The sequence below is a fragment of the Campylobacter sp. VBCF_04 NA7 genome (assembly GCF_027737405.1).
Taxonomy (GTDB): Bacteria; Campylobacterota; Campylobacteria; order Campylobacterales; family Campylobacteraceae; genus Campylobacter_B.
The window spans coordinates 301,489-328,046 of sequence record NZ_JAOVTT010000001.1 but is presented as its reverse complement, the minus strand read 5'-3'; the positions used below and the strand labels follow the sequence as shown (position 1 = coordinate 328,046).

The following is a 26,558-nucleotide window of genomic DNA, read 5'->3' as shown; positions in this document are numbered from 1 at the left end:
AATTTTCAAATTTACAGCCTAATACTTATCGTTTTGTAATTGTCTTTGTTTCTAAAAGTTAGCAAATTTTGCAAAATTCCAAACAAAATCATAAATGTGATAAAACTACTTCCCCCGTAGCTAAAAAACGGCAGCGGCACCCCCACGACAGGGGCAAATCCGATGACCATGGAGATATTAACCCCAGCGTAGATAAAAATCAGCGCCGCCAGAGCCGAGGTAAAAACCCGTATGAGATAATCGCTACCAAAGTCGTAATTTAGGCTAAGCAGGTGCATGATTAAAAGCGCGTAAAAGCCGATGAGCGCGAGTGCGCCGACAAATCCGAAGCGCTCTACCATATAGGCAAAGATAAAATCACTCGTGGCAATTGGCAAAAATTTAAAGTGAGTTTGGGTGGCTTCTTCGAAATCCTTACCACGAATTCCGCCATTTCCGATAGCGATGACAGCTTGTTTGACCTGATAGTTGTGCTCTTCGCTCAAAAAATCCGTAATGCGCTTTTTTTGGTAATCGTGCAGGTTATTATAAAGCACGGGCGAGCTAACGCTAAAAGCTAGCACCAGCGCAATCCAAATTTTTTTATTCACGCCGATGATAAAAAGCGTCGCAAATCCCATTAAAAAAAGAATTAGCGCGGTTCCGAGGTCTGGTTCTTTGGCGATTAGCGCAAATGGCAAAAGTATATAAAAGCTAAATTTAGCGAAGTCCTTCACGCCATAACCATCGGGCGGTGGCGGATTTTTGTGGATTAGATACATTAGCATTAGCATGCATGCTGGCTTCATAATCTCGCTTGGTTGCAGGGTAAAATGCACGAACGGCAACTCCAACCAACGCTTCGCGCCAAGCTTGCTAATGCCGAAAAATTCCACGCTTAAAAGCAAGGCGATATTCACCCAGTAAAACAGCGGAATCAAATACAAAAATTTGCGAATCGGAAACAAAAAAAAGACCATAAAAACAACAAAACCAACCCCAAAATAAACAAGCTGTTTGTTGCCAAGTGCGGTATTTGCCTCGCTGATTAAAAGGTATGAAAAAATAATAATCGGCAAAATCAGCAAAGGTTGAATATAATCAAAATATGATAAAATCTTTTTGTCAAATTTCAAAGTAAGTCCTAATAAATTTTGGGCGATAATAACAAAAAAAGGTATAAATTTGGATAATTTTACAGCAGATTGCGTGGCGAGAATCGATGTTTTTTTAAGCGAAAAATTGGGCATTTCGCGCAATCAAATTTCGAATTTAATCAAATCAGGCAGTGTTTTTATAAACCAAAAAATCATAACCAAATCATCGCAAAAGCTAAATTTAGGCGATGAGGTGAGTGTCGCTTACCCTGCGCCTACTCATAGCGATGAGGCGAAATTTAGCTTTGAGGGCGAGATTGAAATTTTATACGAAGACGATGATTTACTAGTGCTAAATAAGCCCGCTGGCGTGGTCGTTCACCCAGCCCCAAGTGTCAAAGAAGCCACGATTGTAGAGTGGCTTAGGCAAAAAGGCTTTATGCTCTCTACGATAAATGGTCAAATCCGTGCAGGTATCGTTCATCGCCTAGATAAGGGCACTAGCGGGGCTTTGGTCGTGGCTAAAAACAACGCCACTCACCAAGCCCTAAGCGCGCAATTAAGCGACAAAAGCATGGGGCGAATTTACCTAGCCTTAACGGATTTGCCCCTAAAAGAGCCCTGCGTGATAGATCGCCCGATTGATCGCAACCCAAACAACCGCCTAAAAAAGGCGATAATTCCGGGCGGTCGCGAGGCAAAAAGTGCGTTTTATACGATTTTTAGCGATGATTGGGGGCAGGCGAAATTTAGCCAGAATAGCAGCGATAAATTTGGCAAAATCAACCTAATCGCAGCCAAGCTTTTTACTGGGCGCACACACCAAATCCGCGTGCATTTGGGCTCGATTAATCGCCATATTATCGGCGATTATTTATACGGATTTAAGAGCGAAAAAGATAAAATAGCAAGAATTTTACTTCACGCTTATGTGCTGTATTTCACGCACCCACGAAGTGGCGAGCGTATGCAGATTACGGCACCTTTGCCGGTGGAGTTTGAGAATTTGATACAAAATCACGATAAAAAGGATGAAATTTATGAAAAAATTTTACCAAGTAGCATTTTGCGCGAGTTTAGCGATACTAGCGGCTGGTTGCTCTTCTCATAGCGTGCCGGGCGGAAATGACGCAAGCTTGCCACGCGTCGAGGGGATTAAAAGTATCTCTGGTACGAACGAAATCGGCTTAGAGTGGCCAAATTACGGCTCATATCCTAACCTTTTAGGATTTGTGGTTTATCGCGCTGATATGGGTGGTGGCGAAGCGAAAAAAATCGCCACCCTAGCCGATCCATACACTACGCACTTTGCCGATACTCGCTTAGAGCCAAACACATCGTATAAATACACCGTGCGCGCTTATGGCATAAATGGCGTGGGCGAAAGCTCGCCTGCTGCGATTGTAAGCACGACAAAGACGATTGATTCTGTGCCGTTTGCGCAGGCTTACGCACTGCCAGATCGCGTGAAAATCATCTGGCGTCCGCACCCTGATTTGCGCGTGGCAAGCTACACTATCGAGCGCAGGGTAAAAGGCGCTGATTCGTGGAGTGGCGTCAAAGATATCGCAGGCAGACTTAGCGCAGAGTATATTGATTATGTAAATTACACCGCAGGATACGAATACCGCATAATCGCAAAATCGCAAACAGGCATGCTCTCGCTTCCAAGCGCGCCAATCCAAGTAAGTCAAATGGCGGAATAAATTGCCAAATTTTATTGCAAAAAGCGTAGAACTACCGCGCCTTCCATTTAGCAAGGAGGGCGTGGAGCTTTTGGAGTCTGCTAGCGATGAGAGTTGCACGCTCGTGCGCACAAAGTGCTTTGATAACGAATTTTTCGTCACTCTCAAATACGCCAAAGACAAAGTCGTAGTCAAAGGCGAAAAAACCACCAAACCAGCCAAAATCGGTATTTTGCAACGCGCACTTGAAATTTACGAGAAAGAATTCGCAAGTGGTGTGATTTTTAGCGCATTTGCCTTTAAAAGCAAATCCCTAACCCAAAAAACTCCGCTAGTGTTAGACGAAGATGAAATGCTAAATTTACTCAAAACCACGAAATTTAGCCAAATTTTCGTCGAAATCGGCTTTGGTTCGGGCAGACATTTGCTCTATCAGGCTCGCACAAATCCGCAAACGCTGGTGATTGGAATCGAAATTTACAAGCCTAGTATCGAGCAGGTCGCAAAACTAGCGATTAAAGATGGTTTGGAAAATGTCGCTTTGATAAACACTGACGCGCGAATTTTGCTTTCGCTAATGCCAGCAAATTTGCTCTCTCGCATATTTTTGCATTTTCCAGTTCCGTGGGACGATGCGCCACATCGCAGAGTCATTAGCGATGAGTTTGTTCATCAATGCGTGCGAACTCTCAAAAAAGGGGCGAAATTTGAGCTTCGCACAGATAGCGATATGTATTTTGAGTATGCTTTGGCTAAATTTGGCGTAGCGCAAAATGCAGGGCGTGGCGCGATAGAGCATTTTAAAAACAGAGATTTGAGCGTTAGCTCGAAATACGAGGATCGCTGGCGCAAAATGGATAAAAATATCTTTGATTTGATTTTTACTAATAGCGATGAAAACGGCGAAGAACCGGCGAAATTTGATATGAATTTTTCAAATTTTAACCCGCAAAAAATGGAGCAAAATTTCAAAAATTTAACTATCAAAGGCGATGGATATTTTGTCCATTTTGAGAGAATTTACAAATTTGATGATAGCGATGAGGTTTTGATTTTGACCTCGTTTGGGGCGTTTGACTTCCCGCAACAATGCTTTATTCGCATCGGGGCAAAGACGGAGTATTTTTTAAAAACTCCGCTAGCCACAAGCGAAAATTACAAAGCACACAAAAAAATAATGGAGATTTTTGAGTTATGGCAGGCATAGGAGCTGATAATAACATAATCACCGCCGAGGGGCTTACACTGGGATATGATAGCGGTGAGGTCATAAAAAATGCTAGCTTTGGCATAGGCGCAAGGGATTTTGTCGTAATCACAGGCAAAAGCGGAAGTGGCAAAAGCACGCTATTAAAGTCATTTTACGGCGATATGGATATCAAAAGTGGCGAACTTAATGTTTGCCTGTGCGATTTAAACGGCATTAGTCGCAGTGATTTGCGCGCACTGCGCCAAAGAATCGGCATAATTTTTCAAGATTACAGGCTGATTAATGAATGGACGATTGAGCGAAATATCATGCTGCCGCTGATGATTATGGGCTATAATGAGCAAGTCTGCCAAGATCAGGCCAAAAAACTGCTCCGCCATATCGAGCTTGGACACAAAATGGGCAAATATCCACTAGAACTAAGCGGTGGCGAACAGCAGCGCGTCGCCCTAGCGCGCGCTATGGCGCACAATCCACGCTTGCTACTTTGCGATGAACCAACGGGAAATTTGGACGATTATTCAAGCGATATTATTTGGAATTTATTGCGCTCAGCCTGCGAGGCGTGGAACGCTTGCGTGGTCATCGTAACGCACAAAATGCCTAGCACTTTGCGTTTTGCGCATAGACATTTTGAGATAAAGGACTCCCATGTCACTGAGATCGATTAAAACGCATTTTGGGGTTATTTTTTCGCTTGTGGCGCTTTTGTTTTCAGTGCAGTTTGGAATTTTTGTAAATAATTTAGCCAAAAGTTACGAAAAATCTATCCAAAACGAATACAACATCGTCCTTGTCTCAAAAAAGGCGCTAAGCTTAGAGGAAGTGCAAGATAAGGTCAGCGATATCAGCCAAATCATCGAAATTCCAGCTGATAATATCACAGATAGATTAAAGGGTAAAATTTCAGAAGCAGCCTTTGGCGAGCTTAGCAAAAATTTGCCTAAATTTTATAGCATTAAGCTCGAAAACTTCCCAGACAGCGCGCGTTTAGAGGACATAGAGAGCGCGCTAAAAAGCATGGGTTCGCTTAGCAGGGTTGAAATTTTCAAAAAAACCCACGATGATATTTTTAAAATTTTGCTTTTGATTAAAAGTTTGGTTTATGGATTTGCGCTTTTAATCGTGGTTTTGGGTCTCATGCTAATTCACCGCCAAATGCGAATTTGGGTCTATGAGCACAAAGAGCGAATCGAGATTATGGAGCTATTCGGCGCTAGTTTTATGATAAAAAGTGGCAGGCTATACCGCATGGCACTAGCCGATAGCGTGCTAGCTACGCTAATTGTGGTGGCGTTTTATCTAGCGCTTCCAAACTGGCCGATTTTCATGCAAACCGTGAGCCAAATCACAAATTTAAGTGAGACGATTGTTTTGCCGTATGAACCGCTGATTTTGTTTGGTATCGCTGTGGGGCTGACATTTATCGCAGTTACATTTGTAATGCTAGAAGTAAGTGGTAAAAAATCACAATGAAGCGTTTGATGATACTGTGCGCGCTTGCGTTTTTCGCATACGGCGCACCGACTACGAAGGAAAAAATCGCCCAAAGCAACAAAGAGCTGAAAACTTCCAAGCAAGAGGAGATGAGGCTGTCTAAAAAAATCGATGAAATCGCTGATTTAATCGTGCAAGAACAAAACGATTTTAAAAAGCGTGAAAATGAGATAAAAGAGCTTAGCCAAAATATCGAGGAGCTAAAAGAAAAATACGCAAACGAAGAGCAAGAGCTAGAAAATCTCAAAAAGCAAAACGCAACCTTGCTTAGCGTGCAAAGCGAGCTAGAAAACAAAATTGTTCAAATCATCTCCCAAGAGCTCTCATTTGATCTCATCAGCGATACAAATTCCAGCGTTACGCCTGATTCTATCGTGGCTAGCGAGGTTTTGGGTGGATTAGAGAGTGTGATGAATAGCGAGCTAAATAAGCTAATGAAGGATTATGAAAATAATAAAAATTTCATCGACGAACAAAACAAAAAAATCGCTCAAATCAACGAAAATATGGAAAGTTATAGCCAAAAAAAGATAAATTTGAGTGAAAAGCAAAACGCACAAAAAGAAAAAGTAGCTAGCCTGCAAAAAAACAAAGATAGCTATATCGCCCAGCTCGAAAAGCTAAACGCCGAGCAAGACGCGATTGCCAAGACCTTAGCCGAGCTTAAAATCATTAATGACAAAGAGGAGCGCGAAAAAGCTGAAAAAGCGGAAAAGGAACGCATAGCCAAACTAGAAGCGCAAAAGAAAAAAGAAAAAGAAGCCAAACAAAAAGAGCTTGAAGCCAAGAAAAAAGAGTATGAAAAGCAAAAAGCCGCCGCCAAAAAAGCTGGCAAAGAAGCTCCGCCCGCGCCTAAATTTGAGCCAGAGCCTGAATCTGAGCCTAGCGAGCCAGCTGATGAGAGAGTTAGCAAAATCAACACCAAGGTCAAACAATATGGATCTAGCTACCAATCCTCTCGTGTGAAAAAATACACCGGCGCGAAAACCTCTGCACCGCTTGACGGGGCGTATGTGAAGCGTAAATTTGGCAATTACAGCGATCCTGTGTATAATATCAAGCTTTTTAACGAAAATATCGTGCTAGGCTCGAAAAGTGGCGACACGCAGGTAAAAGCGGTGCTAGCTGGCAAGGTCGTATTCGCAAAAGAAACAGCCGTGCTAGATAAGGTCGTCATCATCGAGCATGCGGGCGGAATCCACACGATTTATGCGCATTTAAATCAGATCCCAAACACTGTGCGCGTGGGTTCTTCGGTCAAAAAGGGCTACACGATCGGCAGAATTAGCTCGGATTTAACCTTTGAAGTAACGCAACAAAACTACCACATTAACCCGCTAGATTTGATTTCGCTTAAATAGATTTTCTTGCAATGTCTAAATTTGGCATTGCAAGAATTTTATAAAAAATCGAAGCTGTAACAAAAAATTAATTTTTATTAAAATTTAATAAATAACAGAATTTTGTTTTTTGTTTTTTGCAATACCGCAACTATTCACTTTTATGTAATCGTGGTGAAAGTTTTTGTAAGAATTATTTGATTTTGCTCCATTTTTTAGATAGTCTTCTAAATAGTATTGTAAATCTAAATTTATTCTTTTTTTTAAATCATCTATTTCAAAACTTTCATATTTCTTTTTTATATTGCCATTTACTATCATATATTCAATATAATTTGGATAATCTGGGTAATAAAATTTATACATTTTTATTTCTACGGACGAATTTTCTTTATGAAAAATAAAAGCGTCTGAGCCATAAATAGAAATTACACCTTTTCCTTCTTCTATATCGGTATAATAATCGCCGACAGTCATTGCTGTATCTAGCGGAACATCACTTACAACCCAACGCCACTTTTCTCTTGAAAATGAAACAATATTTTCGCTAATGTTTTTTAAAGTATAATGCTTATTTAAAGCCTGTAAAATATTTAAATTCTCACTAATAATAACTTTTTTTGTTGCGTCTTTATATTTGCGTTCGATTATTTCTTGGGTTTTATTGGTATCATTTTCCACAATATATTTTAGTTTTTGCAAAACTTCTTGTGTTGTTGGATTTTCGCCAATTAAATAAAATTTAGGTTCAATATCGTCGTTTTTTGTTTTTTGCAAAAACGAATCTTTAAGAAAATTTTGCACTATTTCTTCATCGCTTAAATTATAGCAGTATGTATCGGCTATATTTACTTTTAAATTTAATAAATACAATAGCGATAAATGTATCAACAAAATCACAAATAAAACACTCGATAAAATTTTAACTTTCTTTTTCATTTTTAATCCTTTTATTTCCTTTGCAAATTTAAATTCAGGTCGTATCGTTTATACACGATACGAAATTCTGTTTTTAAATTTATGATTTTGTAAATTTCGTTGTCATTGCGAGAGTTTGAAAAACTCGAAGCAATCCAGCAATGCCGTGAAGCGTTTTAAATTTGTAAATTTGCTTTTTAATAAATAGCTTCGCCGTTTGACTGGATTGCTTCGAAAACTTCGTTTTCTTGCAATGACAGCAAATTTGCAAAATTTAAATTTTAAAGTCGTAGATTGCCACGAATTTTGCTATGCAAAATTCTCGCAATGACAAACTCGGCGTAAATTTTGCCTAATAATTTGTCATTGCGAGGAGCGAAGCGACGAAGTAATCTACGAGTAAGAAATTTAAAATTTCTAAATTTGCAAAAATTTCGGCGCAGTGTTTAAAGGGCTAAATTTGCCACATATTCTTTGAATAAATTTCCCCGTTGGGCGTAGCTTTTGAACTGATCTAGGCTAGCACAAGCTGGGCTTAGAAGTGCGACTTCGCCCACACCAGAGAAATTTTCATCTATTTTGGCGACTGCGTTTTTCAAAAATTCGCACCTAATGCACGGAATTTTAAATTTTTCGCATAAATTTACGAGTTTATCGGTGTTTGAGCCAATCGCATAAATTTGCAAATCATACGGCGCAAAGCTCGCAAAAAGTGGCTCCAAATCCACGCCCTTATCATCGCCACCCAAAATCAGGTGGATTTTTTTGTCATTGTAGCGTTTAAGGGCTTGCGCGCAAGCATCGATATTTGTGGCTTTTGTGTCATTTACCCACATGCGTTTTTTTGTATCAAAAAATTCTTCTAGTTTGTTTGCCTCGATTACAAATTCGTTCAAAAGCTCCACACTAGCGTGATCTGTGAGGATTTTTTCGATACAAAGGGCTAAGATAGCGTCTAGCAAAAACGGCGTTTTAAATGAAATTTTTTCAATTTCGATTTCAAATTTGGCCGCCAAATCATTTTCATCTTCGTAGCAAATCACCCTTGCGCGCGAGTTTTTCACAGCCTCGCTACTGGCATACACGGCTGGGATTAATGCGACTGAACCCTCGCTCATAGCTAGAAGTGGCGAGAGTTTGACGCGCTCGTATTCAGCAAAACTGCCATGCCAGCTAAGATGATCTGGGGTGATTGGCAAAAGCGCGTAAATTCCAGGGTGCGCGGTGCGTGTGTAGTGAATCGTAAATGAGCTAGTCTCTAATATCCAAATTTTGGCATTTTTATCCAAAAGCGCAAGTGGCGTGCCCACATTTCCACCCATAAGCGAGCCGTGGCGGGCTAGGAGGTGCTGTGTCATCTGCGTGGTTGTGGTTTTGCCGTTTGTCCCGCTAATCCAAATTTTAAAAGGCGCAGTATTTGCGAAATAATCATACTCGCTGATTAAATTCCTAGCGGTTTTTATTAGATTATGCTCTTTGGGAAATCCTGGGCTTGGGATTTCTAGCTCGCTTTTTGCGGGATCAAAAAGGCAAGGGGCCAAAAGCGCGTTGCCAAATTCGTCAAATTTGGTCTCGCCTGCTTTGAAATTATCATCATAAATGTCCCAACCGCCGCTTTTTGCTAACGCTTTTGTAGTGGTGCCGTGTCCAAAGAGTGATTTTTTCATTTTGTTTCCTTATCGTAATTTTATCGAAGTTAGCGCGATTAAATTTGCCATTAGCGCGATTATCCAAAAGCGAATTATGATTTTGTTTTCGCTCCAACCTTTCAGCTCGAAATGGTGATGAATAGGCGCCATAAGGAAAATTCGCCTTTTAAACATTTTAAAGCTTCCAACCTGCAAAATCACGCTCAATGTCTCCATTACAAAGACAAATCCGATTATAATTAGCAAAAATTCATTTTTTGTAACAATCGCGCAGTATCCTAAAAACGCCCCCACGCTCAGGCTTCCGCTATCGCCCATGAAAACTTCGGCTGGGTAGCAGTTAAACCACAAAAACCCAAAAAGCGCGCCGATAAGGGCTGCGATGATGATACTTAGCTCGCCCACACCTGCGATTTTTGGCAAAAACAGGTATTGCGCATAAATCGCGTGTCCGCACAAATAGGCAAAAATACCAAGGCTAGCTAGCGAAAAAACAGAGGGAATTGTGGCTAGCCCGTCAAGGCCGTCGGTTAAATTTACAGCGTTTGAGCTCGCGCTGAAAACTATCATCCAAAATACAATGGCGAAAAATTCTAAATTTATTATGTGGTTTTTCACGAAAGGCAAATACAGCTCGCCACCAAGCGGACTGAAAATATACAGCGTAAATGAAATCCCCAAAGCTAGGGCGTTTTGGAGTAAAAGTTTGGTTTGTGGGCTAAGCCCTGCGTGGTTAGAGGCACCCAAAATTTTAGACAAATCGTCCTTAAATCCTATCGCGCAAAACCCAGCTAGCGTGATTAAACCGCAGATTGTGAAAATGCTAAATTTCACGCACAAAACACTCGCCACAATCGCTGAAAAAACAAAGACAAGTCCGCCCATTGTGGGGGTTTTGGACTTTTTTTGGTGCGTTTGCGGGGCTAGGTCGTAGATAGGCTGGGAGGCGTTTTTGGCTCTGGCCCAAGATATGAAGCGTGGCATTAGATACACGCTTAAAATAAAAGCTATGAAAAACGCGATTCCAGCGCGCGCTGTGGTGTATTGAAAGAAATTTATATTTGTGATTTGGTAGATATAATATAACAAAATTTGCCTTTTAAATTTTATTTTAAAACCGATTATTTTAATACTTTCTTTGTAAAATTTAGCTTTTAAATTTTAAATTTTGTGATTTTTGCTAAAAAAAAGTATAATGCGACATTTCAATGTCCGCATTGAATTTAGGAGAAAATTATGAAACAAAAAACAATTCTTGTGATAACTGACGGCATAGGTTGCAACCAAAGTGCCGAATTCAACGCCTTTGCCGCAGCCAAAAAGCCGACTTACGATATGCTTTTTTCATGCGTGCCAAATACGCTACTTCGCACATCTGGGCTTGCAGTGGGCTTGCCTGAGGGGCAAATGGGAAACTCTGAGGTCGGGCACATGACGATTGGAAGCGGTCGCGTGCTGTATCAAAATCTAGTCAAAATTGATAAAATGATAGAAAATGACACCCTAAAAACTGCGCCAGAAATCGTAAATTTGCTAAAAATTTGCCCTAGGGTGCATGTCATAGGGCTTTATAGCGACGGTGGCGTGCATTCGCACATGCGCCATTTCGACGCGCTTTGCCAGATAGCAAAAGACGCTGGCGCGCAGGTTTTTGCCCATGCTATCACTGACGGACGCGATGTAAGTCCCACAAGCGGGGCAGGGTTTTTGGAAGCTTTGGAAGCGAAATTTAGCGTAGGAAGTGTTTGCGGGCGGTTTTATGCTATGGATAGGGACAATCGCTGGGAAAGGGTGCAAAAGACCTATGCTGCGCTAATGGGCGAGGGTGAGAAGCAAAAAATCTCCCCAAGCGAGTATGCTCGCAAAAGCTATGAGAAGGGCATTACGGACGAATTTATCGAGCCAGCGATTTTTGGGGAATTTGACGGGATTAGAGAAAATGACGGAATTATTTTTGTAAATTTCCGAAATGATAGGGCGCGTGAGATTTGCCAAGCTTTGAGTATGGAGGATTTCACGGGCTTTGAGCGTAAATTTTGCGTGCGAAATTTAATCACCATGACAGAATACGACGCGAAATTTTCATTTCCGATCATTGTCAAAAAGGACATTTTACAAAATACTCTTGCCGAGGTCATCGCGGACGCGGGACTTAGACAGCTCCACACCGCCGAGACCGAAAAATACGCCCATGTTACATTTTTTTTCAACGGCGGCAGCGAAGAGTGCGTGCAGAACGAAACCCGCATTTTAATCGACAGCCCAAAAGTCGCGACCTATGATTTATGCCCTGCTATGAGCGCGCACGCTGTGTGCGAGGCTGTGATAAAGGGTATCGAGGGGGGCGAGGATTTTATCGTGGTAAATTTCGCTAACGGCGATATGGTCGGCCACACAGGCAACTTCGACGCTGCGGTTAAGGCAGTCGAGGCGGTAGATGAGTGTCTGGGTAAAATTTACGCTAAGGCAAAGGAATTTGATTACGCTTATGTGCAAATTTCAGATCACGGCAACTGCGAGCAAATGCGAGGGGCACAGGGCGAGCTTCTCACAAACCACACGACTTTTGATGTGTTTTGCTTCGTAAGCGCGCAGGGCGTGAGCGAGTTAAAGAGGGATTTTGGGCTTAGCAATGTCGCACCAACTATCTTAAAGCTAATGGGGCTTGAAATTCCAGCGCAAATGGACGAGCCGCTGTTTTAAAATTTGAAATTCAAAGAAAGGATAAAAAATGAAATTTAGTGGAAAAAATGTCTTAATCACAGGCGCAAGTAGAGGAATCGGCGCAGATATCGCCAGAGTGCTAGCCAGCATGGGGCTTAAAGTGTGGATCAACTACCGCTCAAAGCCTGAGCTAGCTGACGCGCTTTTAGAAGAAATTCGAGCAAATGGTGGCGAGGGCGCTGTGGTGAAATTTGACGCGACAAACGAGGCTGAGTTTATCGAAGCGATAAATGTGATAATTCAGAGCGACGGCGAGCTAAGCTACCTCGTCAATAACGCAGGTATCACAAACGACAAACTAGCCCTTCGTATGAAGCTAGAAGACTTCACCGGCGTAATCGACGCAAATCTCACTTCGGCTTTCATCGGCTCACGCGAGGCGCTAAAAGTAATGAGCAAAAAACGCTTCGGCGCAGTCGTAAATATCGCCTCAATCGTCGGCGAAATGGGCAACGCAGGGCAGGTGAATTACAGCGCGAGCAAGGGCGGTATGATAGCGATGAGCAAGAGTTTCGCCAAAGAGGGCGCGAGTCGCGGAGTGCGCTTTAACTGCGTGACACCGGGCTTTATCGCTACTGATATGACAGACGCTCTAAGCGATGAGGTCAGAGCGAACTACGAGGCAAATATCCCGCTCAAACGCTTCGGAAGCGCGCAAGATGTGGCGCACGGCGTGGCGTTTTTGCTTAGCGATTATGCTAGCTATATCACTGGCGATGTGCTTAAAATCAACGGCGGATTGTATATGTAACCAAATTTTGCCGAATTTTCGGCAAAATTTTAAATTTTCTTCTTAAAATTCTACATTTTTATTTTTTGACACAATATGACAAAAAATCCATGTAAAATTGCTCCAAATCAAAAACAAGGAGCAAAAAATGGAAATTTCACTCACAAGAGCGTTGGCCCAGATTAAGTTGATTGATAAAAAGTTGCAAGGCGGGGATTACAAATTAGCCAAAGTCGCAATAAACGGCGTTTTGGTAAATGCTAGCAACCAAACTCCGCAAGATTTCTTAAAATACGCTAATGGCGTGCTAGATAGCAGGGCGGATTTGCGCAAGAAAAAACGCGCGCTAAAAAGCGCAGTTGCTAAGGCAAATGTGCAAAACACCATTAAAATCGGCAAAGAAGAGCTATCTATCATCGAGGCTATCGAATACAAGGGCATTGTGAGCGCCTGGATCGATGAATTATCTATGATGATTGCTTACCTTGATGAGGCGGCGAAAATCAAGGAAAAAGAGGAAGCCAAAACCGAGGAAAAGGCGCAAAAAACGCTAGAATCTATCTATGGCACAGCCAAAAATACCTTGCCAAAAGATACGATCGAACAAACTCTAAAAAGTTTCCGCGATGCCTATAAAATCGAAATTATCTCGCCACTTACTTTGGAAAAAGCGATCGCGCAAAAAGACGAGCTAGTCACGCTTTTAAGCGAGATTGATTTGAGCCTTTCGGAAATCAACGCCAAAACAATGATTGAAATCTAACCTCGCGCAGGTTTGCGAAATAGGGCGAAATTTGAGATTTGATACCGCCCTAGCGAGCATATCGAAAACGAGCGAAAAAGGAGACCAAGAAAGCGCCACTTGGCAAAAACGGCGCGCTAACAAACTATAAAGATCTGCTAAATCTTTTAGAGACTGTGTATCTCATCTGGCTCATAACCAGAATCAGGCTTGAAACCTGAGTGGGTTAAAGTGCAAAATTTATAGTTTAAAATGTAAAGATTAAATTTCAAATTTAGTTTTCGCAAAGTTGAAATTTTATGGCGTTGGCGAGTTTTGCGCGCCTTAAAGTTATTTAAAATCCTAGGTAAGGTTTTATAAGTTTTTTCCTTGATCTTGCTTGTTTGGACTAGGCTGATATGCTCGCTAGGGCGGTAGTTTGGGGGCAGAAATGAAACAGAATTTCGCCTATTTGCGTAGGGAATTTTGGCTGAATTTAGCCTTTTAAATTCGGCTAAAATTTCGCCTTTTGTGGCGGTAAATTTCCGTGCGTATTCTCATAAAAATCCCTAGCTATGCCCTTTACCATACCTTCTAGTTTGCGCGGGGCTAGGACTTTTATGCGCGGAAGCCACTGCTTGATGATGTTTAAAATTTCGGCGAAATTTGTCACGCTAAATTCGACATTTATGCTCCCGTCGTCGTTTTCGCAAATGATTTCTTGGGTGGGGTAGAATTTTTTGAGCCTGAAATACTTGGCGTGTTCTTGCGGGATTTGCAAAATTACTTTGATTAAATTCGCCCTGAAATTCGGCGAATAGCTTGCCCATGGCGAGTTTATGAAATGCAAAAAATCTAGGTAATTTTGGTCGCGCTTAAACTCGCGCCCGCTAAATTTGACCTCACTCATCATCGCGATTCGAAAAATCACATGCGCGTGCTTGTGCGGGCGTTTTTGCAGTCCTGCGAGGTAGAAATTTTGCTCCATAAACATTATTTTATACGGCTGGATTGTAAAGTGCGAAATTTTGCCCGCGTTTGTGTATTTAAACGAAATTTCTTTTTTATAAGTTATCGCGCGCTCTAAAATTTTAAACACTTCCCGTCTAGCAAAAATTTCCTCATAAGGCTTGTGTTTAAAGATATATGGGCTTTCATCTAGGTTTTTTAAAATTTTATCTTGCATGGATTTGCTTAAATTTTTCGAAATTTCTAGGCTGGATTTGTGAGAGAGTTTTATGATTTCTTTAAGCATAAAAAATTCGCTCGAATTTAGCATATTTTCAAAAATCGCTTTTTGCGAGCTTTGGTAATTTCCACTCCCTAAATGCACGAAAATATCGCCAAAAATTTCTTTAATGACCTCCAAATCTCGCCTTAGCGTGCGCTCGCTGACGCTGTATTTATCCGCTAAATTCGCCAGATTTAGCACACTACCTTTTTGCAAATCATATATGATTTCGATCACGCGTTTGACCGAGCTATCTTTACTCAAAATTTAACTCCAAATTTTATAATGTCAGGGCGCGTATTATAGTAAAAATGTTTAAATTTCGATACTTTAAGCAAACTTATTATAATATAACGAGTTATTTTTTTAAAGGAGTTCCAAATGGCAGCATTTGAAGATGTAAGAGATGTAGTTGTGGAGCAACTTAGCGTTGCACCTGATCAAGTAAAACCAGAAGCAAAAATTATCGAAGATTTGGGCGCTGATTCATTAGATGTAGTTGAGCTAGTAATGGCTTTGGAAGAGAAATTTGGCATCGAAATTCCAGATAGCGAATCAGAGAAATTAGTAACAATCGGCGATGTCGTAAGCTATGTAGAAAGCTTAAATAAATAATTTAAATTTTAAATTTTAAGGAATTGATCTTGAAAAGAGTCGTAGTAACCGGAATTGGCATGATTACAGCCCTTGGCCTTGATAAAAAAAGTAGTTTCGAAAACATTTGCAGCGGAAAAACCGGAGTAGGCAAGATTACACTTTTTGATGCGAGCGAATTTCCAGTTAGCATAGCAGCCGAAGTTAAGGATTTCGATCCTAGCGTGGTTGTCGAAGACGGCAAAGAGATCAAGAAAATGGATAGATTTATTCAACTAGGACTAAAAGCTGCCACAGAGGCTATGCAGGACGCCAAATTTAGCGAATTTGACGCTGATGAGTTTGGTATCAGCTCAGCCGCTGGAATCGGCGGTTTGCCGAATATTGAGATCAACTCAAATGTCTGTTTGCAGCGTGGTCCTAGGAGAATTTCTCCATTTTTTATCCCGTCTGCACTAGTAAATATGCTAGGCGGATTTATTTCTATTTATCACAATCTCAAAGGTCCAAATTTGGCCAGTGTTACAGCTTGTGCGGCATCTACTCACGCTATCATCGAGGCGGCGAAAACTATCCAAGTCGGTGAAGCGAAAAAAATGTTAGTCGTTGGCGCTGAGGCTGCGATTTGCCCTGTCGGTATCGGTGGATTTGCCGCTATGAAGGCACTTTCTACCAGAAATGACGATCCTGAGCATGCAAGCAGACCGTTTGATGGGGAGAGAAATGGCTTTGTTATGGGAGAGGGCGCGGCTGCGCTTGTTTTGGAGACTTACGAGGACGCAGTTGCAAGAGGGGCTAAAATTTATGGCGAGCTTATCGGATATGGTTCTAGTGGTGATGCGTATCATATCACTTCGCCTACGCTTGATGGTCCGCTTCGCGCTATGAAAAAGGCCTACAAAATGGCTGGCGAACCAAAGGTTGATTATATCAACGCTCACGGCACATCTACTGCGGTAAATGACAGAAACGAAACAGCAGCTTTAAAAGAGCTATTTGGTGCAAATGTTCCAGCTGTAAGCTCTACAAAGGGTCAAATCGGGCATTGTCTTGGAGCAGCTGGTGCGATCGAGGCAGCGGTTGCCCTACTAGCTATGGAAAGTGGAATTATCCCTCCTACAATCAATCAAATTTCAAAAGATCCAGAGTGTGATTTGGACTATGTCCCAAATACTGCGCGCAAAGCACAGATTGATTGCGTTATGAGCAACAATTTCGGCTTTGGTGGCACAAACGGATCTGTAATCTTCAAAAGAGTGAAATAATGGCAAGTTATCTTGATTTTGAAAAATCTATTAAACAAATAGATGATGATATCGCCAACGCAAAAATTCGTGGCGATGAGGACGCGGTTGAGATTTTAAACAAAAATTTAGAAAAAGAGGTCGCTAAAATTTACAAAAATCTTAGCGAATACCAACGCTTGCAACTAGCCCGCCACCCAGATCGTCCTTATGCGATTGATTATATCAGAGCACTTTTAAAAGACGCTCACGAAATCCACGGCGATCGCGCGTATCGCGATGACGCGTCGATTGTGTGCTACCTAGGTATCATCGGCACACGCAAAATCGTCGTAATCGCAGAACAAAAGGGTCGTGGCACAAAAAATAAATTAAAGCGAAATTTCGGTATGCCTCACCCAGAAGGTTACCGAAAGGCTCTAAGAGTGGCGAAATTAGCCGAAAAATTTAATCTGCCTATTTTATTTTTAATCGACACTCCGGGTGCATATCCTGGAATCGGCGCCGAAGAGCGCGGACAAAGCGAGGCAATCGCGAGAAATTTATACGAGCTTAGCAATCTACGCACTCCAACAATCGCCGTAGTTATCGGCGAGGGCGGAAGCGGTGGCGCACTAGCTATCGGCGTAGCCGATAAATTAGCAATGCTACAAAACTCAATCTTTTCAGTTATTTCGCCAGAGGGCTGTGCGGCGATTTTGTGGAACGATCCAGAAAAAAGCGAAGCAGCGACAAAAGCGTTAAAGATTACCGCTGAGGAGTTAAAAGAGCTTAATCTAATCGACGATGTCATAGAAGAGCCTAAAATGGGCGCTCACAGAGACAGAGACGCCACAGCGAAACTGCTAGGAAACTATGTTTTAGCCGAGCTTGACAAGCTAGCAAATCTCTCAATCGATGAGATTATCACTCGCAGACAACAAAAAATTCTAAAATTTGGTGCGTTTAAGGAATAAAATTTTATAATTACAGCTACCTTTTACCGCCAAATTTTAAATCTTCAAATTTCAAAGAGGAACAATGGAAAACACTAAGGAAAATTCAACCCAACAAACCCAAACCGCCCCACAAGCACCAAATCACACGAAAAAAGTTCATGCTAAAACTCATGTCCCAGTAGAGGGATATCAAATCGAAGAGCTTCGCGCTATGGATTTAGAAAACCTTGTCGCAATCGCTGATGAGCTAGGTGTGGAAAATTCTCGCGAATTTCGCCGCCAAGAGCTCGTCTTTGAGATACTTCGCATGCAGACAAAACAGGGCGGATTTATTTTATTTACTGGAATTTTAGAGGTTACGCCTGAGGGATACGGCTTTTTGCGAGGAATCGACTCAAACCTTAGCGACAGCGCAAATGACGCTTATGTCAGCCTAAGCCAAATTCGCAAATTTGCCCTTCGTGTGGGCGATATCGTCACAGGACAGGTCAGAGAACCAAAAGATCAAGAGAAATATTACGCGCTTTTAAAAATCGAAGCGATTAATTACAAATCAATCCAAGAAGCCAGAGAAAGACCGCTTTTTGACAACCTTACTCCACTTTTTCCGACTGAAAAATTACAGCTCGAATACGATCCGATGAAGCTAACTGGTCGTGTGCTAGACCTTTTTACGCCGATTGGCAAGGGTCAAAGAGCGCTTATCACAGCTCCGCCTCGCACAGGTAAAACTGAGCTTATGAAGGAGCTAGCAAACGGAATTACGAGAAATCACCCAGAGGTCGAGCTTTTAGTGCTTTTGGTAGATGAAAGACCAGAAGAGGTTACCGATATGGAGCGCAGTGTGCGTGGTGAGGTGTTTAGCTCGACTTTCGATCAGCCTGCGTTTAACCATGTGCGCGTGGCTGAACTCGTGATCGAAAAGGCAAAACGCGCCGTCGAAATCGGCAAAGATGTGGTGATTTTGCTCGATAGCATTACTCGCCTTGCGCGCGCTTACAACACCGTAACCCCAGCTAGCGGTAAGGTGCTAAGCGGTGGTGTCGATGCCAACGCGCTTCACAAACCAAAACGCTTTTTTGGAGCGGCGCGAAATATCGAAAACGGCGGATCGCTTACTATCGTGGCGACTGCGCTAATCGAGACGGGATCTCGTATGGACGATGTGATTTTCGAGGAATTTAAAGGCACTGGAAATAGCGAGATTATCCTAGATAGAAATATCAGCGATCGCCGAATTTACCCAGCGATTAATATCACAAAATCAGGCACGAGAAAAGAAGAGTTGCTCCAAGGTGCGCAAAATTTGCAGAAAATTTGGGCTATTCGCTCTGTGGTTTCTACTATGGACGATGTCGAGGCACTGAAATTTTTATACCCAAAAATCCTAAAAACCAAAAACAACGCAGAACTTTTATCAATTATGAACGAGCAGTAGCTCGTTCATAAATCAAATTTTATTTATAATGTTGTTGAAAATATGTCATAGCCTATATGTATTTTATCTATGTAGATATTTTTGAATTCTTCGTGTATGTATTTATTGTATTGTGGATTAAAATAAAATTTGTTTCCAATAAAATAATCTGTTCCTTCTTTTGCATTACTATAATCTAATATATTATTTATATCGCCGTCAAATTCTTCGCTACCATATCCTGTAAATTTCATTTGTAAGTTATTATCTGAACGCGGTGATTCATAATATATATAATTTAAAGGTTCAGCTAAATTTCCGCAAGTTCCAAAACAATCAGTAGCGAATATTACGCTATCTTCGCCAATTTTGTTAAATATTTTACCAAATGTCAATTCGTGCGCAAACATATTTCCAAACACACTAGATATGTTGTTGATATTAAAAGTGCATTGATCACTTAAATTAAGTTCTAGCGATCTAACAACATTATTGCTTACATAAGCTGAAAGGATGCAATTATTAACTTGGTATTCTCTAATCTTTTTTCCGTCGTAATCGTAAATTTTTTTAGCAATACCAGTAAATTGTTCCAAATACTTAATATTTACGCCGAGCATATCGTAGGTAAAAATATTTTGAATTACATTGTTTTTATTTGCTTTTGGTTTTAATATTGATGGATTTATAGTATCCGCAGCATTTCCAAATAAACCGATAAATAGCGGAATTAATAATGGTTTTGTTAAATTTTTCATTTTTTTCCTTAAAATTGAAATAAAGAAACCATTATATCCCCCCCCCTTATAGTATGATTAAATTTAAAAAAAATAATAAAATTTGGTGATAAAATTTGTGAATTTAGAATTTCAAATCACATTATGTGATTGTAAATTTATGGACGAGTAAAACTCGCCCATAAATTTTATTTCGCATTTTTTGCTTTATAAATTTGCAAATTTAAGGTGAAATTTCTTATTCAAAAAGTCCATCGACTAGGGTATCGACAAACTCATCTGGGTTAAATTTGATCAAATCGTCCATACTCTCGCCCACGCCGACATACAAAATCGGGATTTCTAGCTCGCGCGCAATCCCAAAAAGCGCGCCACCTTTTGGCGTGCCGTCGAGTTTGGTGATGATTATGCCATCAAGTTTTGTGATTTCATTAAACGCTTTTGCCTGAATTACGCTGTTGTTTCCCTGCGTCGCGTCAAGCACGATGATTTTGCGATGTGGCGCACCTTCGCAGGCTCTGGCTGAGATACGCACGATTTTTTCTAGCTCGTTTGCTAGGTTTTTTTGGTTTTGAAGTCTGCCGGCTGTATCGATTAGCACGCGATCTAGCCCCTTAGCGACGGCCGAGCTAATGGTGTCAAATGCCACAGCCGCAGGGTCGTGGCCTTGCGCGGTAGCGATGATAGGGACATTTATGATTTGCGACCAGCGTTTTATCTGCTCGACTGCGCCCGCCCTAAATGTATCACACGCGCCCAAAATCACGCTATTTCCAGATTTTTTGTATAAATTTGCCAGTTTTGCGACAGAGGTTGTCTTGCCTGCGCCATTTACGCCAAGGATTAGCTCGACATAAGGCTTAGCAGGGGTGAAATTTTCGTGTTCATACATAAAATATGTCTTCATTACACGCTTTAAATCGGCCTTTTCGACGAATTCGTTAGGCGGGAGATAAAATATAATTTCCTCGATGATTTCATAATCCACATCGGCTTCTAAAAGCATTTCTTCAAGCACATCTTTTGAAATTTTGCTTTTGCCGCGGGCCTCCTTCATAGCCTCGATCGTCTTGCTAAGACCTTTTTTAAAAAAATTAAACATTATAAAATTTTCTCCATTTCGAGTGTTAAAATTTCTTCGGGAATCAAGCCGAAATATTGAGCGCTAAACTCGCCTTTTTTGTCATAAACCACCAAATACGGGATTTCTGAAATGCCTCCAAGCGTGCCTGTGAAAAAATCATTTGCCTCGCCATAGGCTATTTTAAATTTGGCTTTTACCTTTTTTTCATACTCTTTTAGCTCGTCTAATGAAATCTCATCAGCTATCAAAACAGCCACTACATCGAGCTTATCGCCGTATTTTTCCACGAGCGTATTAAGCGCGCTTGCTTGGATTGTGCAAGCATCACACCACGAAGCAAAAAAGGCAAAAAGCGTGGTTTTGCCGCCATTTTCTATGCTAAAACCATTTTTGTTTTTTTGCATATTTAAAATTTGATTATTTGTAAATGTGAGCGAAAACGGCGCAGTGTAATTGGTGCCAATGGTGCTTTCTGCGGGGATATTTTCATTTTCGGCGCTTTGGGTTATCTCTGGCTCGCTATTTGCGCTTTGCTCGTCCTTTTTCTCGCACCCAGCAAGGACGAAAAAACCCATAAACAGAGCTAGTAAAATTTTAAATTTCATTTGTTGCCTTGTAAATTTTGATGTGGAATTATACTTAAACTTGCTAAAATAGCCGTTAAAATTTAATACAAAGTTAAAATCGTGGAAAAAAATGAATTTAGGAAAATTTGCAAATCTAGGCTTAAATTTCGTGCCAAAATTTCAGCAAAATGCACTTCGTATATCATTTCTAGGCGCATTGCGAATTTAATCCGCGCTCTTGGTGCGCGCAAAATTTTAATTTTTTTGCCACTAAAATACGAGCCCGAAATTTTGTTTTTGAAAAATTTAATGGGTAAAAAATGCGAATTTTATCTTCCGCGTATAACGGATATTAATCTAAAAATGGTAAAATTGCGACTTCCTTTTGTCAAATCGCATTTTGGGTTGCGTGAAACACTGCCCCAAAACGGCTATTTTGGCAAGGTGGATCTAGCGGTTATTCCAGTGGTTGGAGTAGATGGAAGGCTCGCTAGAATAGGACATGGTAAAGGATATTATGATATGTTTTTTTCAGGTCTAAAACACAAACCTGCCGTGGTTTTTGTGAGCTTAGAGGATTGTTTCACAGATGAAATTTTATCTTTGAGTCATGATGTGGTAGGTGATTTTTACATTACTCCGAACAAAAATTACTTTAAAAGAGGAAAATATGATAGAGATCTTAATCGCCTTGTGCGCTCTTGCGGTGGGCGCTGGCATAGGGTATGGGGTAGCTAGAAAAATCAATAACGCAAATTACGATGTATTGATTGAACAAGCAAAAGCAAAGGCAAAAGCCATAGAATTCGAAGCCGAGGGCGTGCTTAGGGATTCTAAAATTTCAGTCCAAGAGGCTGAATTAGAGGCTAAAAAGAAATACGAGGAAAAGTCAAATCATCTCCAAAAAGATTACAACCAAAAATTCAACGAACTGAACAAAAAAGAACAGGCTCTTTTAACCGAACAAGAGGTGCTTAAAAACAGCAAAGCAGATGTAGAAAATGCTAGAAATGAAGCTAAATTTCTCTACGATGAGGGCGTAAATTTAAAGAAAAATTACGAGGAAAAACTAGCCGAATCGCTGAAAGTTTTAGAGCGTGTGGCTGGATTTACGCAAAGTGAGGCAAGAGATGAAATTTTGCGCAAGGTCGAGGAACAATCACGCATAGATATCGCTCATATCGTGCGCAAACACGAGGAAGAGGCGAAAAAAGAGGCTAGAAAAAAGGCAAATTATATCATCGCTCAGGCGACTTCGCGTTTTGCTGGTGAGTTTGCGGCTGAACGCCTAATAAATGTCGTAAATATCAAAAACGATGAGCTAAAAGGCCGAATTATCGGTAAAGAGGGTCGCAATATCAAAAGTTTGGAAATGACGCTGGGCGTAGATGTCATCATCGATGATACGCCAAATGCAATTATCGTTAGCTCACACAATCTTTACCGCAGGGCTATCGCTGTGCGCGTAATCGAGCTTTTGATTGAAGATGGCAGAATTCAGCCAGCTAGAATCGAGGATATTTATAAAAGAGTTTGCGATGAGTTCGAATCGAGCATTTTAGAAGAGGGCGAAAATATCGTTATGGATCTAGGCATTGGCAAACTGCACCCAGAAATTTTAAAACTCATTGGAAAGTTAAAATTCCGTGCAAGCTATGGTCAAAACGCCCTTGCGCACTCGCTTGAAGTAGCGCATTTAGCAGGAATTATCGCAGCTGAGACAGGTGGCGATCCAAAACTAGCCAAAAGAGCCGGACTTTTGCACGATATCGGCAAGGCTCTTACACACGAATACGAGGGCTCGCATGTGGATTTGGGCGCAGAGGTTTGTCGCAGATATAAAGAGCACCCAGTCGTGATTAATGCGATTTTCGCTCACCACGGACACGAGGAGGCTACAAGCGTAGAAAGTGCCGCTGTGTGCGCAGCTGATGCGCTAAGTGCGGCTAGACCTGGGGCAAGGCGCGAAGTATTGGAAAGTTTCCTAAAAAGGGTTAATGATATAGAGACAATCGCACTTGGTAAAAACGGCGTAAAACAAGCTTATGCAATCAACGCTGGACGCGAAATTCGCGTCATTGCCAATGCAAAATTAATCAACGATGATGAGGCTGTGCTAATCGCAAAAGAGATCGCCGAAGAAATCCAAGACAAGGTGCAATTCCCGGGCGAAATCAAGGTAAATGTCATACGCGAACTGCGCGCAGTCGAAATCGCTAAATAAATTTAACTAAGGATAAAAAATGAAAAAAATCATACTTTCACTTTTGCTTTTTGTGGGCGCACTTTTTGGAGAGGACGAGCTTTTGATAAATAGCGCGGGTGCGTATTCATCTGTGATGAAAAGCAACTCTGCGTATAAATACCTAGCTAATGAGGCCGAGGCTGTGCTGATTTTCCCAAGTGTGAAAAAGCTAGGCTTTATCATAGGCGGAATGTATGGCGAGGGCGTCATCGTCTATAAGGGCGGTCAGGTAAGTGCTGTGGATATTTCAAACGCTAGTATCGGGCTACAAATAGGCTATGAGGATAATTATTTGGTAATTTTCGTGATGAGTGAGGCTATGATAAATAAAATGCGAAAATCCCAAATCACCCTCTCAGGCGACGCGACAGCCGTGGTTGGCAATTACAGCGCGGATTCTGGCAGACTTGATATGATAAATAAAGATATGTATGTTTTCACAAGCAAGGGTGGATTTTTCGCAGGTGTTAGCCTAGGTGGCTCTGTCATAGAGACCAAAAATAGCGTGGCTTTCGATACTTCCACACAAGAATACAGGCTTTTAATGCAGGTTTTAGGGCGAAATTTTTAGGCTAGATTAAGCGGGTAAATTTCATGGATTCTATGTTTGAAAACCTCCATACTTGGGGATATTTACTACTTTTTTTATACACTTTGGGCGGTGGATTTATCGCCTTGGTGGCTGCTGGAATTTTAAGCTTTACAGGCGAACTTAATATTTGGGTTTGTATAGCCGTAGCCTGCGTGTCAAATTTCTTGGGCGATACGGGGCTGTTTTGGGTCAGTCGCTACAACAAAAAAGATATCATGCCATACCTAAAAAAACAGCGCCGAAATTTGGCTTTGTCGCAAATTTTATTCAAACGATACGGCGATAGGATAATTTTAATCCAAAAATTCATCTATGGGCTAAAAACCTTGGTTCCAATCGCCATTGGTATCACAAAATACTCGTTTTTGAAATTTAGCATTTTAAACGCGGTTAGTTCGCTTGTATGGGCGCTTATCATCGGACTTTTGAGCTTTTATGCTGGGGATTTCGTCCAAGAAATTTACTCTCATATCAAAGAAAAACCTTATATCGCGCCACTAATCCTTGCTTTGGTTGTAGCAGCGATAATTTGCTATTTTAAATTTGCAACCAAAAAAAGAATCAAAAGTGAGTAAAAAATTTCTAAATTTTGCCCTGATTTTCGGGGTTTTAGCATTAGCTTTATTTTTATTTTATGGCAAAAATTCTATTTCGCAAAGCGCGCAAGATAATGGCGCACAAACGCCAGTAAGCGAGCTTTGCATTAGCAAAGAGTGCGTGAGCGAGCATATCAAAGCGCACGGAGAACTGCCTTCAAATTTCATCACCAAAAAGCAGGCAAACGCTCTTGGTTGGAGCGGTGGCGATCTGCACGCATACGCGAAGGATAAATCGATCGGTGGCGATAGATTTGGAAATTACGAGCGCGCGCTTCCTGCTAAAAAGGGCAGAATTTACACAGAGGCTGATATTGATTACAGGGGTGGTGCTAGGGGTAAAAAACGGCTAGTGTTTTCAAACGACGGCTTGATTTTTTACACAAAAGACCATTACAAGAGCTTTGAGAGGGTGCAATAATGAAGCAAATCACAATCGACGCAGCCAAAGTAAAAAGCAAAGCAGGGCTTTATAAATTCATCGCCAAACGCCTAAAATTCGAGCCTGATTATATTACAAATCTAGACGCACTTTATGACGCGCTAACCGAGAGAAACGACGCTGAATTTATCATAGAAAATGGCCAAATTTTAAAAGACAAATTTGGCGAATTTTATGAAATTTTGCTAAGCGTTTTTGCTGATAGTGGCGTGAAATTTAGCGTCAAAAACAGCTAAATTTTAATCCATTTTACCGTTAATTAACCCAAATTTTTGTAATATTATAAGATTTTTAAAATTTCATTTTAAGGAAAAATTATGGCAACAAAAATTGCAATTAACGGCTTTGGACGCATCGGCAGATGTGCAGCCAGAATCGCGCTAAATCGCGATGATGTGGAGCTAGTGGCTATCAACGATACCGCTAAACGCGACCTTACTAGATACTTGCTTCAATACGACACAGTTCATGGGGAATTTAATAAAAAAGTTGAAATCATAAACGACGATTACATCGCAGTAGATGGCAAAAAAATCAGAGTTTATAGCACCAGAGACGCTAGCGAGCTCGATTTCGCTGGGCTTGGCGCAGAAGTTGTGCTAGAATGCACGGGAGCATTTTTAACCACAGAAAAATGCAAACCATTTTTGGATAACGGCATTAAACTTGTCGTTATGAGCGCCCCTGCTAAGGACGATACTCCGACTTATGTAATCGGCGTAAATCACGAAAGCTACGCAGGCGAGAGCGTGATTTCAAACGCTAGCTGCACCACAAACGGACTTGGCCCTGTGGCTAAAATTTTAGATGATGAGCTAGGTATCGAAAAGGGCTTGATGACTACAATCCACGCTTATACAAATGGCCAAAGCCTAGTCGATGTCAAATCACGCGATTTCCGCAGAAGTCGTGCGGCAGCGTGCAATATCATACCGACTACGACAGGCGCAGCCAAGGCAATCAGCCTGATTTTGCCACAGCTTAAAGGCAAAATGCACGGACAAGCTGTGCGCGTGCCAGTAGCAAATGTCTCAATGGTAGATTTGACTGTATCGACCAAAAAAGAGACCACAGCTGACGAGCTAAATGAAATTTTTAGAAAATATGCCGGTGGCGCAATGAAGGGAATTTTGGTCGTCGATGATGACAAACGCGTATCAAGCGATTTTTGCACTTCGACATTTTCGACAGCAGTGGCGAGCGATTGCACGCAGGTGATTGGCGGAAATTTAATCAAAGTGCTAAGCTGGTATGATAACGAGTGGGGTTATAGTAACAGATTGGTTGATTTAGCGGTTTTCGCAGCGTCAAAAAGGGGTTAA

Annotated in this window: 28 protein-coding genes; 20 read left to right on the top strand and 8 right to left on the bottom strand. The window is 41.3% G+C overall.

Annotated features, from left to right (window positions below; all coding sequences use genetic code 11):
• Positions 1-11 precede the first annotated feature (11 nt).
• A complete protein-coding gene (locus OFO00_RS01545; RefSeq protein WP_270864620.1) occupies positions 12-1,115 on the bottom strand; it encodes an FtsW/RodA/SpoVE family cell cycle protein in 1,104 nt (367 codons plus the stop codon).
• A 49-nt stretch (positions 1,116-1,164) separates the two neighbouring features.
• On the opposite strand from OFO00_RS01545, the gene OFO00_RS01540 reads away from it, so the two are divergent.
• Genes OFO00_RS01540 through OFO00_RS01515 form a run of 6 tightly spaced genes read left to right on the top strand, consistent with a single transcriptional unit; the run spans position 1,165 to position 6,829 of the window.
• The gene (locus OFO00_RS01540) at positions 1,165-2,187 is read left to right on the top strand and encodes an RluA family pseudouridine synthase (protein WP_270864619.1); all 1,023 of its coding nucleotides are present in this window, start codon (positions 1,165-1,167) and stop codon (positions 2,185-2,187) included.
• The gene (locus OFO00_RS01535) at positions 2,117-2,782 is read left to right on the top strand and encodes a hypothetical protein (RefSeq protein ID WP_270859344.1); all 666 of its coding nucleotides are present in this window, start codon (positions 2,117-2,119) and stop codon (positions 2,780-2,782) included. The genes OFO00_RS01540 and OFO00_RS01535 overlap by 71 nt, the downstream gene beginning before the upstream one ends.
• A 1-nt stretch (position 2,783) precedes the next feature.
• Positions 2,784-3,968 (top strand): tRNA (guanosine(46)-N7)-methyltransferase TrmB, encoded by a 1,185-nt coding sequence (gene trmB / locus OFO00_RS01530; RefSeq protein WP_270864618.1) that lies wholly within the window; start codon positions 2,784-2,786, stop codon positions 3,966-3,968.
• On the top strand, positions 3,956-4,642 hold the full coding sequence (locus OFO00_RS01525) for a cell division ATP-binding protein FtsE (protein ID WP_270864617.1): 687 nt from the start codon (positions 3,956-3,958) through the stop codon (positions 4,640-4,642). The genes trmB and OFO00_RS01525 overlap by 13 nt, the downstream gene beginning before the upstream one ends.
• On the top strand, positions 4,623-5,447 hold the full coding sequence (locus OFO00_RS01520; RefSeq protein ID WP_270864616.1) for a cell division protein FtsX: 825 nt from the start codon (positions 4,623-4,625) through the stop codon (positions 5,445-5,447). Before OFO00_RS01525 ends, OFO00_RS01520 begins: the two co-directional genes overlap by 20 nt.
• Positions 5,448-5,452: 5 nt before the next feature.
• On the top strand, positions 5,453-6,829 hold the full coding sequence (locus tag OFO00_RS01515) for a murein hydrolase activator EnvC family protein (RefSeq protein WP_442867900.1): 1,377 nt from the start codon (positions 5,453-5,455) through the stop codon (positions 6,827-6,829).
• An 84-nt stretch (positions 6,830-6,913) separates the two neighbouring features.
• On the opposite strand, the gene OFO00_RS01510 is transcribed toward OFO00_RS01515, so the two are convergent.
• From OFO00_RS01510 to mraY, 3 genes are all read right to left on the bottom strand, one after another.
• Positions 6,914-7,747: a hypothetical protein gene (locus OFO00_RS01510; protein ID WP_270864615.1), complete on the bottom strand. Its 834-nt coding sequence runs from the start codon at positions 7,745-7,747 to the stop codon at positions 6,914-6,916.
• Between the two features lie 425 nt (positions 7,748-8,172).
• Positions 8,173-9,393, bottom strand: a complete 1,221-nt coding sequence (murD, locus tag OFO00_RS01505) for a UDP-N-acetylmuramoyl-L-alanine--D-glutamate ligase (RefSeq protein ID WP_270864614.1) — start codon at positions 9,391-9,393, stop codon at positions 8,173-8,175.
• A 9-nt stretch (positions 9,394-9,402) separates the two neighbouring features.
• Positions 9,403-10,464 carry a phospho-N-acetylmuramoyl-pentapeptide-transferase gene (gene mraY / locus OFO00_RS01500; protein ID WP_270861953.1) on the bottom strand — a complete coding sequence of 354 codons (1,062 nt, stop codon included), beginning with the start codon at positions 10,462-10,464 and terminating at the stop codon, positions 9,403-9,405.
• A 147-nt stretch (positions 10,465-10,611) separates the two neighbouring features.
• Between mraY and gpmI the strand changes: the two genes are divergently transcribed.
• The 3 genes from gpmI to OFO00_RS01485 all read left to right on the top strand — a co-directional run bounded on the left by gpmI (position 10,612) and on the right by OFO00_RS01485 (position 13,592).
• The gene (gpmI, locus tag OFO00_RS01495) at positions 10,612-12,078 is read left to right on the top strand and encodes a 2,3-bisphosphoglycerate-independent phosphoglycerate mutase (protein ID WP_270864613.1); all 1,467 of its coding nucleotides are present in this window, start codon (positions 10,612-10,614) and stop codon (positions 12,076-12,078) included.
• Between the two features lie 28 nt (positions 12,079-12,106).
• Positions 12,107-12,850, top strand: a complete 744-nt coding sequence (gene fabG / locus OFO00_RS01490; RefSeq protein WP_270864612.1) for a 3-oxoacyl-ACP reductase FabG — start codon at positions 12,107-12,109, stop codon at positions 12,848-12,850.
• Positions 12,851-12,977: 127 nt separating this feature from the next.
• Entirely contained in the window at positions 12,978-13,592 is a 615-nt protein-coding gene (locus OFO00_RS01485; protein ID WP_270864611.1) for a hypothetical protein, read from the top strand.
• Between the two features lie 472 nt (positions 13,593-14,064).
• Here OFO00_RS01485 and OFO00_RS01480 read toward each other — a convergent pair whose 3' ends face one another.
• Positions 14,065-15,045, bottom strand: coding sequence for a helix-turn-helix transcriptional regulator (locus OFO00_RS01480; protein WP_270864610.1), 981 nt, complete (start codon positions 15,043-15,045; stop codon positions 14,065-14,067).
• Between the two features lie 117 nt (positions 15,046-15,162).
• Here OFO00_RS01480 and acpP point away from each other — a divergent pair, with 117 nt between their 5' ends.
• The 4 genes from acpP (at position 15,163) to rho (ending at position 18,995) form a co-directional block, all read left to right on the top strand.
• On the top strand, positions 15,163-15,396 hold the full coding sequence (acpP, locus tag OFO00_RS01475) for an acyl carrier protein (protein WP_270859356.1): 234 nt from the start codon (positions 15,163-15,165) through the stop codon (positions 15,394-15,396).
• A 29-nt stretch (positions 15,397-15,425) separates the two neighbouring features.
• Entirely contained in the window at positions 15,426-16,640 is a 1,215-nt protein-coding gene (locus OFO00_RS01470) for a beta-ketoacyl-ACP synthase II (RefSeq protein ID WP_270864609.1), read from the top strand.
• On the top strand, positions 16,640-17,575 hold the full coding sequence (accA, locus tag OFO00_RS01465; RefSeq protein WP_270859358.1) for an acetyl-CoA carboxylase carboxyl transferase subunit alpha: 936 nt from the start codon (positions 16,640-16,642) through the stop codon (positions 17,573-17,575). The genes OFO00_RS01470 and accA overlap by 1 nt, the downstream gene beginning before the upstream one ends.
• A 64-nt stretch (positions 17,576-17,639) precedes the next feature.
• Positions 17,640-18,995, top strand: coding sequence for a transcription termination factor Rho (rho, locus tag OFO00_RS01460; RefSeq protein ID WP_270859359.1), 1,356 nt, complete (start codon positions 17,640-17,642; stop codon positions 18,993-18,995).
• 23 nt (positions 18,996-19,018) lie between these two features.
• On the opposite strand, the gene OFO00_RS01455 is transcribed toward rho, so the two are convergent.
• The 3 genes from OFO00_RS01455 to OFO00_RS01445 form a co-directional block, all read right to left on the bottom strand.
• Positions 19,019-19,732 carry a hypothetical protein gene (locus OFO00_RS01455; RefSeq protein WP_270864608.1) on the bottom strand — a complete coding sequence of 238 codons (714 nt, stop codon included), beginning with the start codon at positions 19,730-19,732 and terminating at the stop codon, positions 19,019-19,021.
• Positions 19,733-19,949: 217 nt separating this feature from the next.
• Positions 19,950-20,813, bottom strand: coding sequence for a signal recognition particle-docking protein FtsY (gene ftsY, locus OFO00_RS01450; RefSeq protein WP_270864607.1), 864 nt, complete (start codon positions 20,811-20,813; stop codon positions 19,950-19,952).
• Positions 20,813-21,400, bottom strand: a complete 588-nt coding sequence (locus OFO00_RS01445; protein WP_270864606.1) for a TlpA family protein disulfide reductase — start codon at positions 21,398-21,400, stop codon at positions 20,813-20,815. The genes ftsY and OFO00_RS01445 overlap by 1 nt, the downstream gene beginning before the upstream one ends.
• Positions 21,401-21,481: 81 nt before the next feature.
• On the opposite strand from OFO00_RS01445, the gene OFO00_RS01440 reads away from it, so the two are divergent.
• The 7 genes from OFO00_RS01440 (at position 21,482) to gap (ending at position 26,558) form a co-directional block, all read left to right on the top strand.
• Positions 21,482-22,099 (top strand): 5-formyltetrahydrofolate cyclo-ligase, encoded by a 618-nt coding sequence (locus OFO00_RS01440; RefSeq protein WP_270864605.1) that lies wholly within the window; start codon positions 21,482-21,484, stop codon positions 22,097-22,099.
• Positions 22,032-23,585, top strand: coding sequence for a ribonuclease Y (gene rny, locus OFO00_RS01435; RefSeq protein ID WP_270859364.1), 1,554 nt, complete (start codon positions 22,032-22,034; stop codon positions 23,583-23,585). Before OFO00_RS01440 ends, rny begins: the two co-directional genes overlap by 68 nt.
• Before the next feature lie 19 nt (positions 23,586-23,604).
• On the top strand, positions 23,605-24,177 hold the full coding sequence (locus OFO00_RS01430; protein WP_270861941.1) for a lipid-binding SYLF domain-containing protein: 573 nt from the start codon (positions 23,605-23,607) through the stop codon (positions 24,175-24,177).
• 32 nt (positions 24,178-24,209) lie between these two features.
• A complete protein-coding gene (locus OFO00_RS01425) occupies positions 24,210-24,773 on the top strand; it encodes a DedA family protein (RefSeq protein WP_333720325.1) in 564 nt (187 codons plus the stop codon).
• Entirely contained in the window at positions 24,766-25,215 is a 450-nt protein-coding gene (locus OFO00_RS01420; RefSeq protein WP_270864604.1) for a ribonuclease domain-containing protein, read from the top strand. The genes OFO00_RS01425 and OFO00_RS01420 overlap by 8 nt, the downstream gene beginning before the upstream one ends.
• Entirely contained in the window at positions 25,215-25,472 is a 258-nt protein-coding gene (locus OFO00_RS01415) for a barstar family protein (protein ID WP_270864603.1), read from the top strand. Before OFO00_RS01420 ends, OFO00_RS01415 begins: the two co-directional genes overlap by 1 nt.
• An 81-nt stretch (positions 25,473-25,553) precedes the next feature.
• Positions 25,554-26,558 carry a type I glyceraldehyde-3-phosphate dehydrogenase gene (gene gap, locus OFO00_RS01410; protein WP_270864602.1) on the top strand — a complete coding sequence of 335 codons (1,005 nt, stop codon included), beginning with the start codon at positions 25,554-25,556 and terminating at the stop codon, positions 26,556-26,558.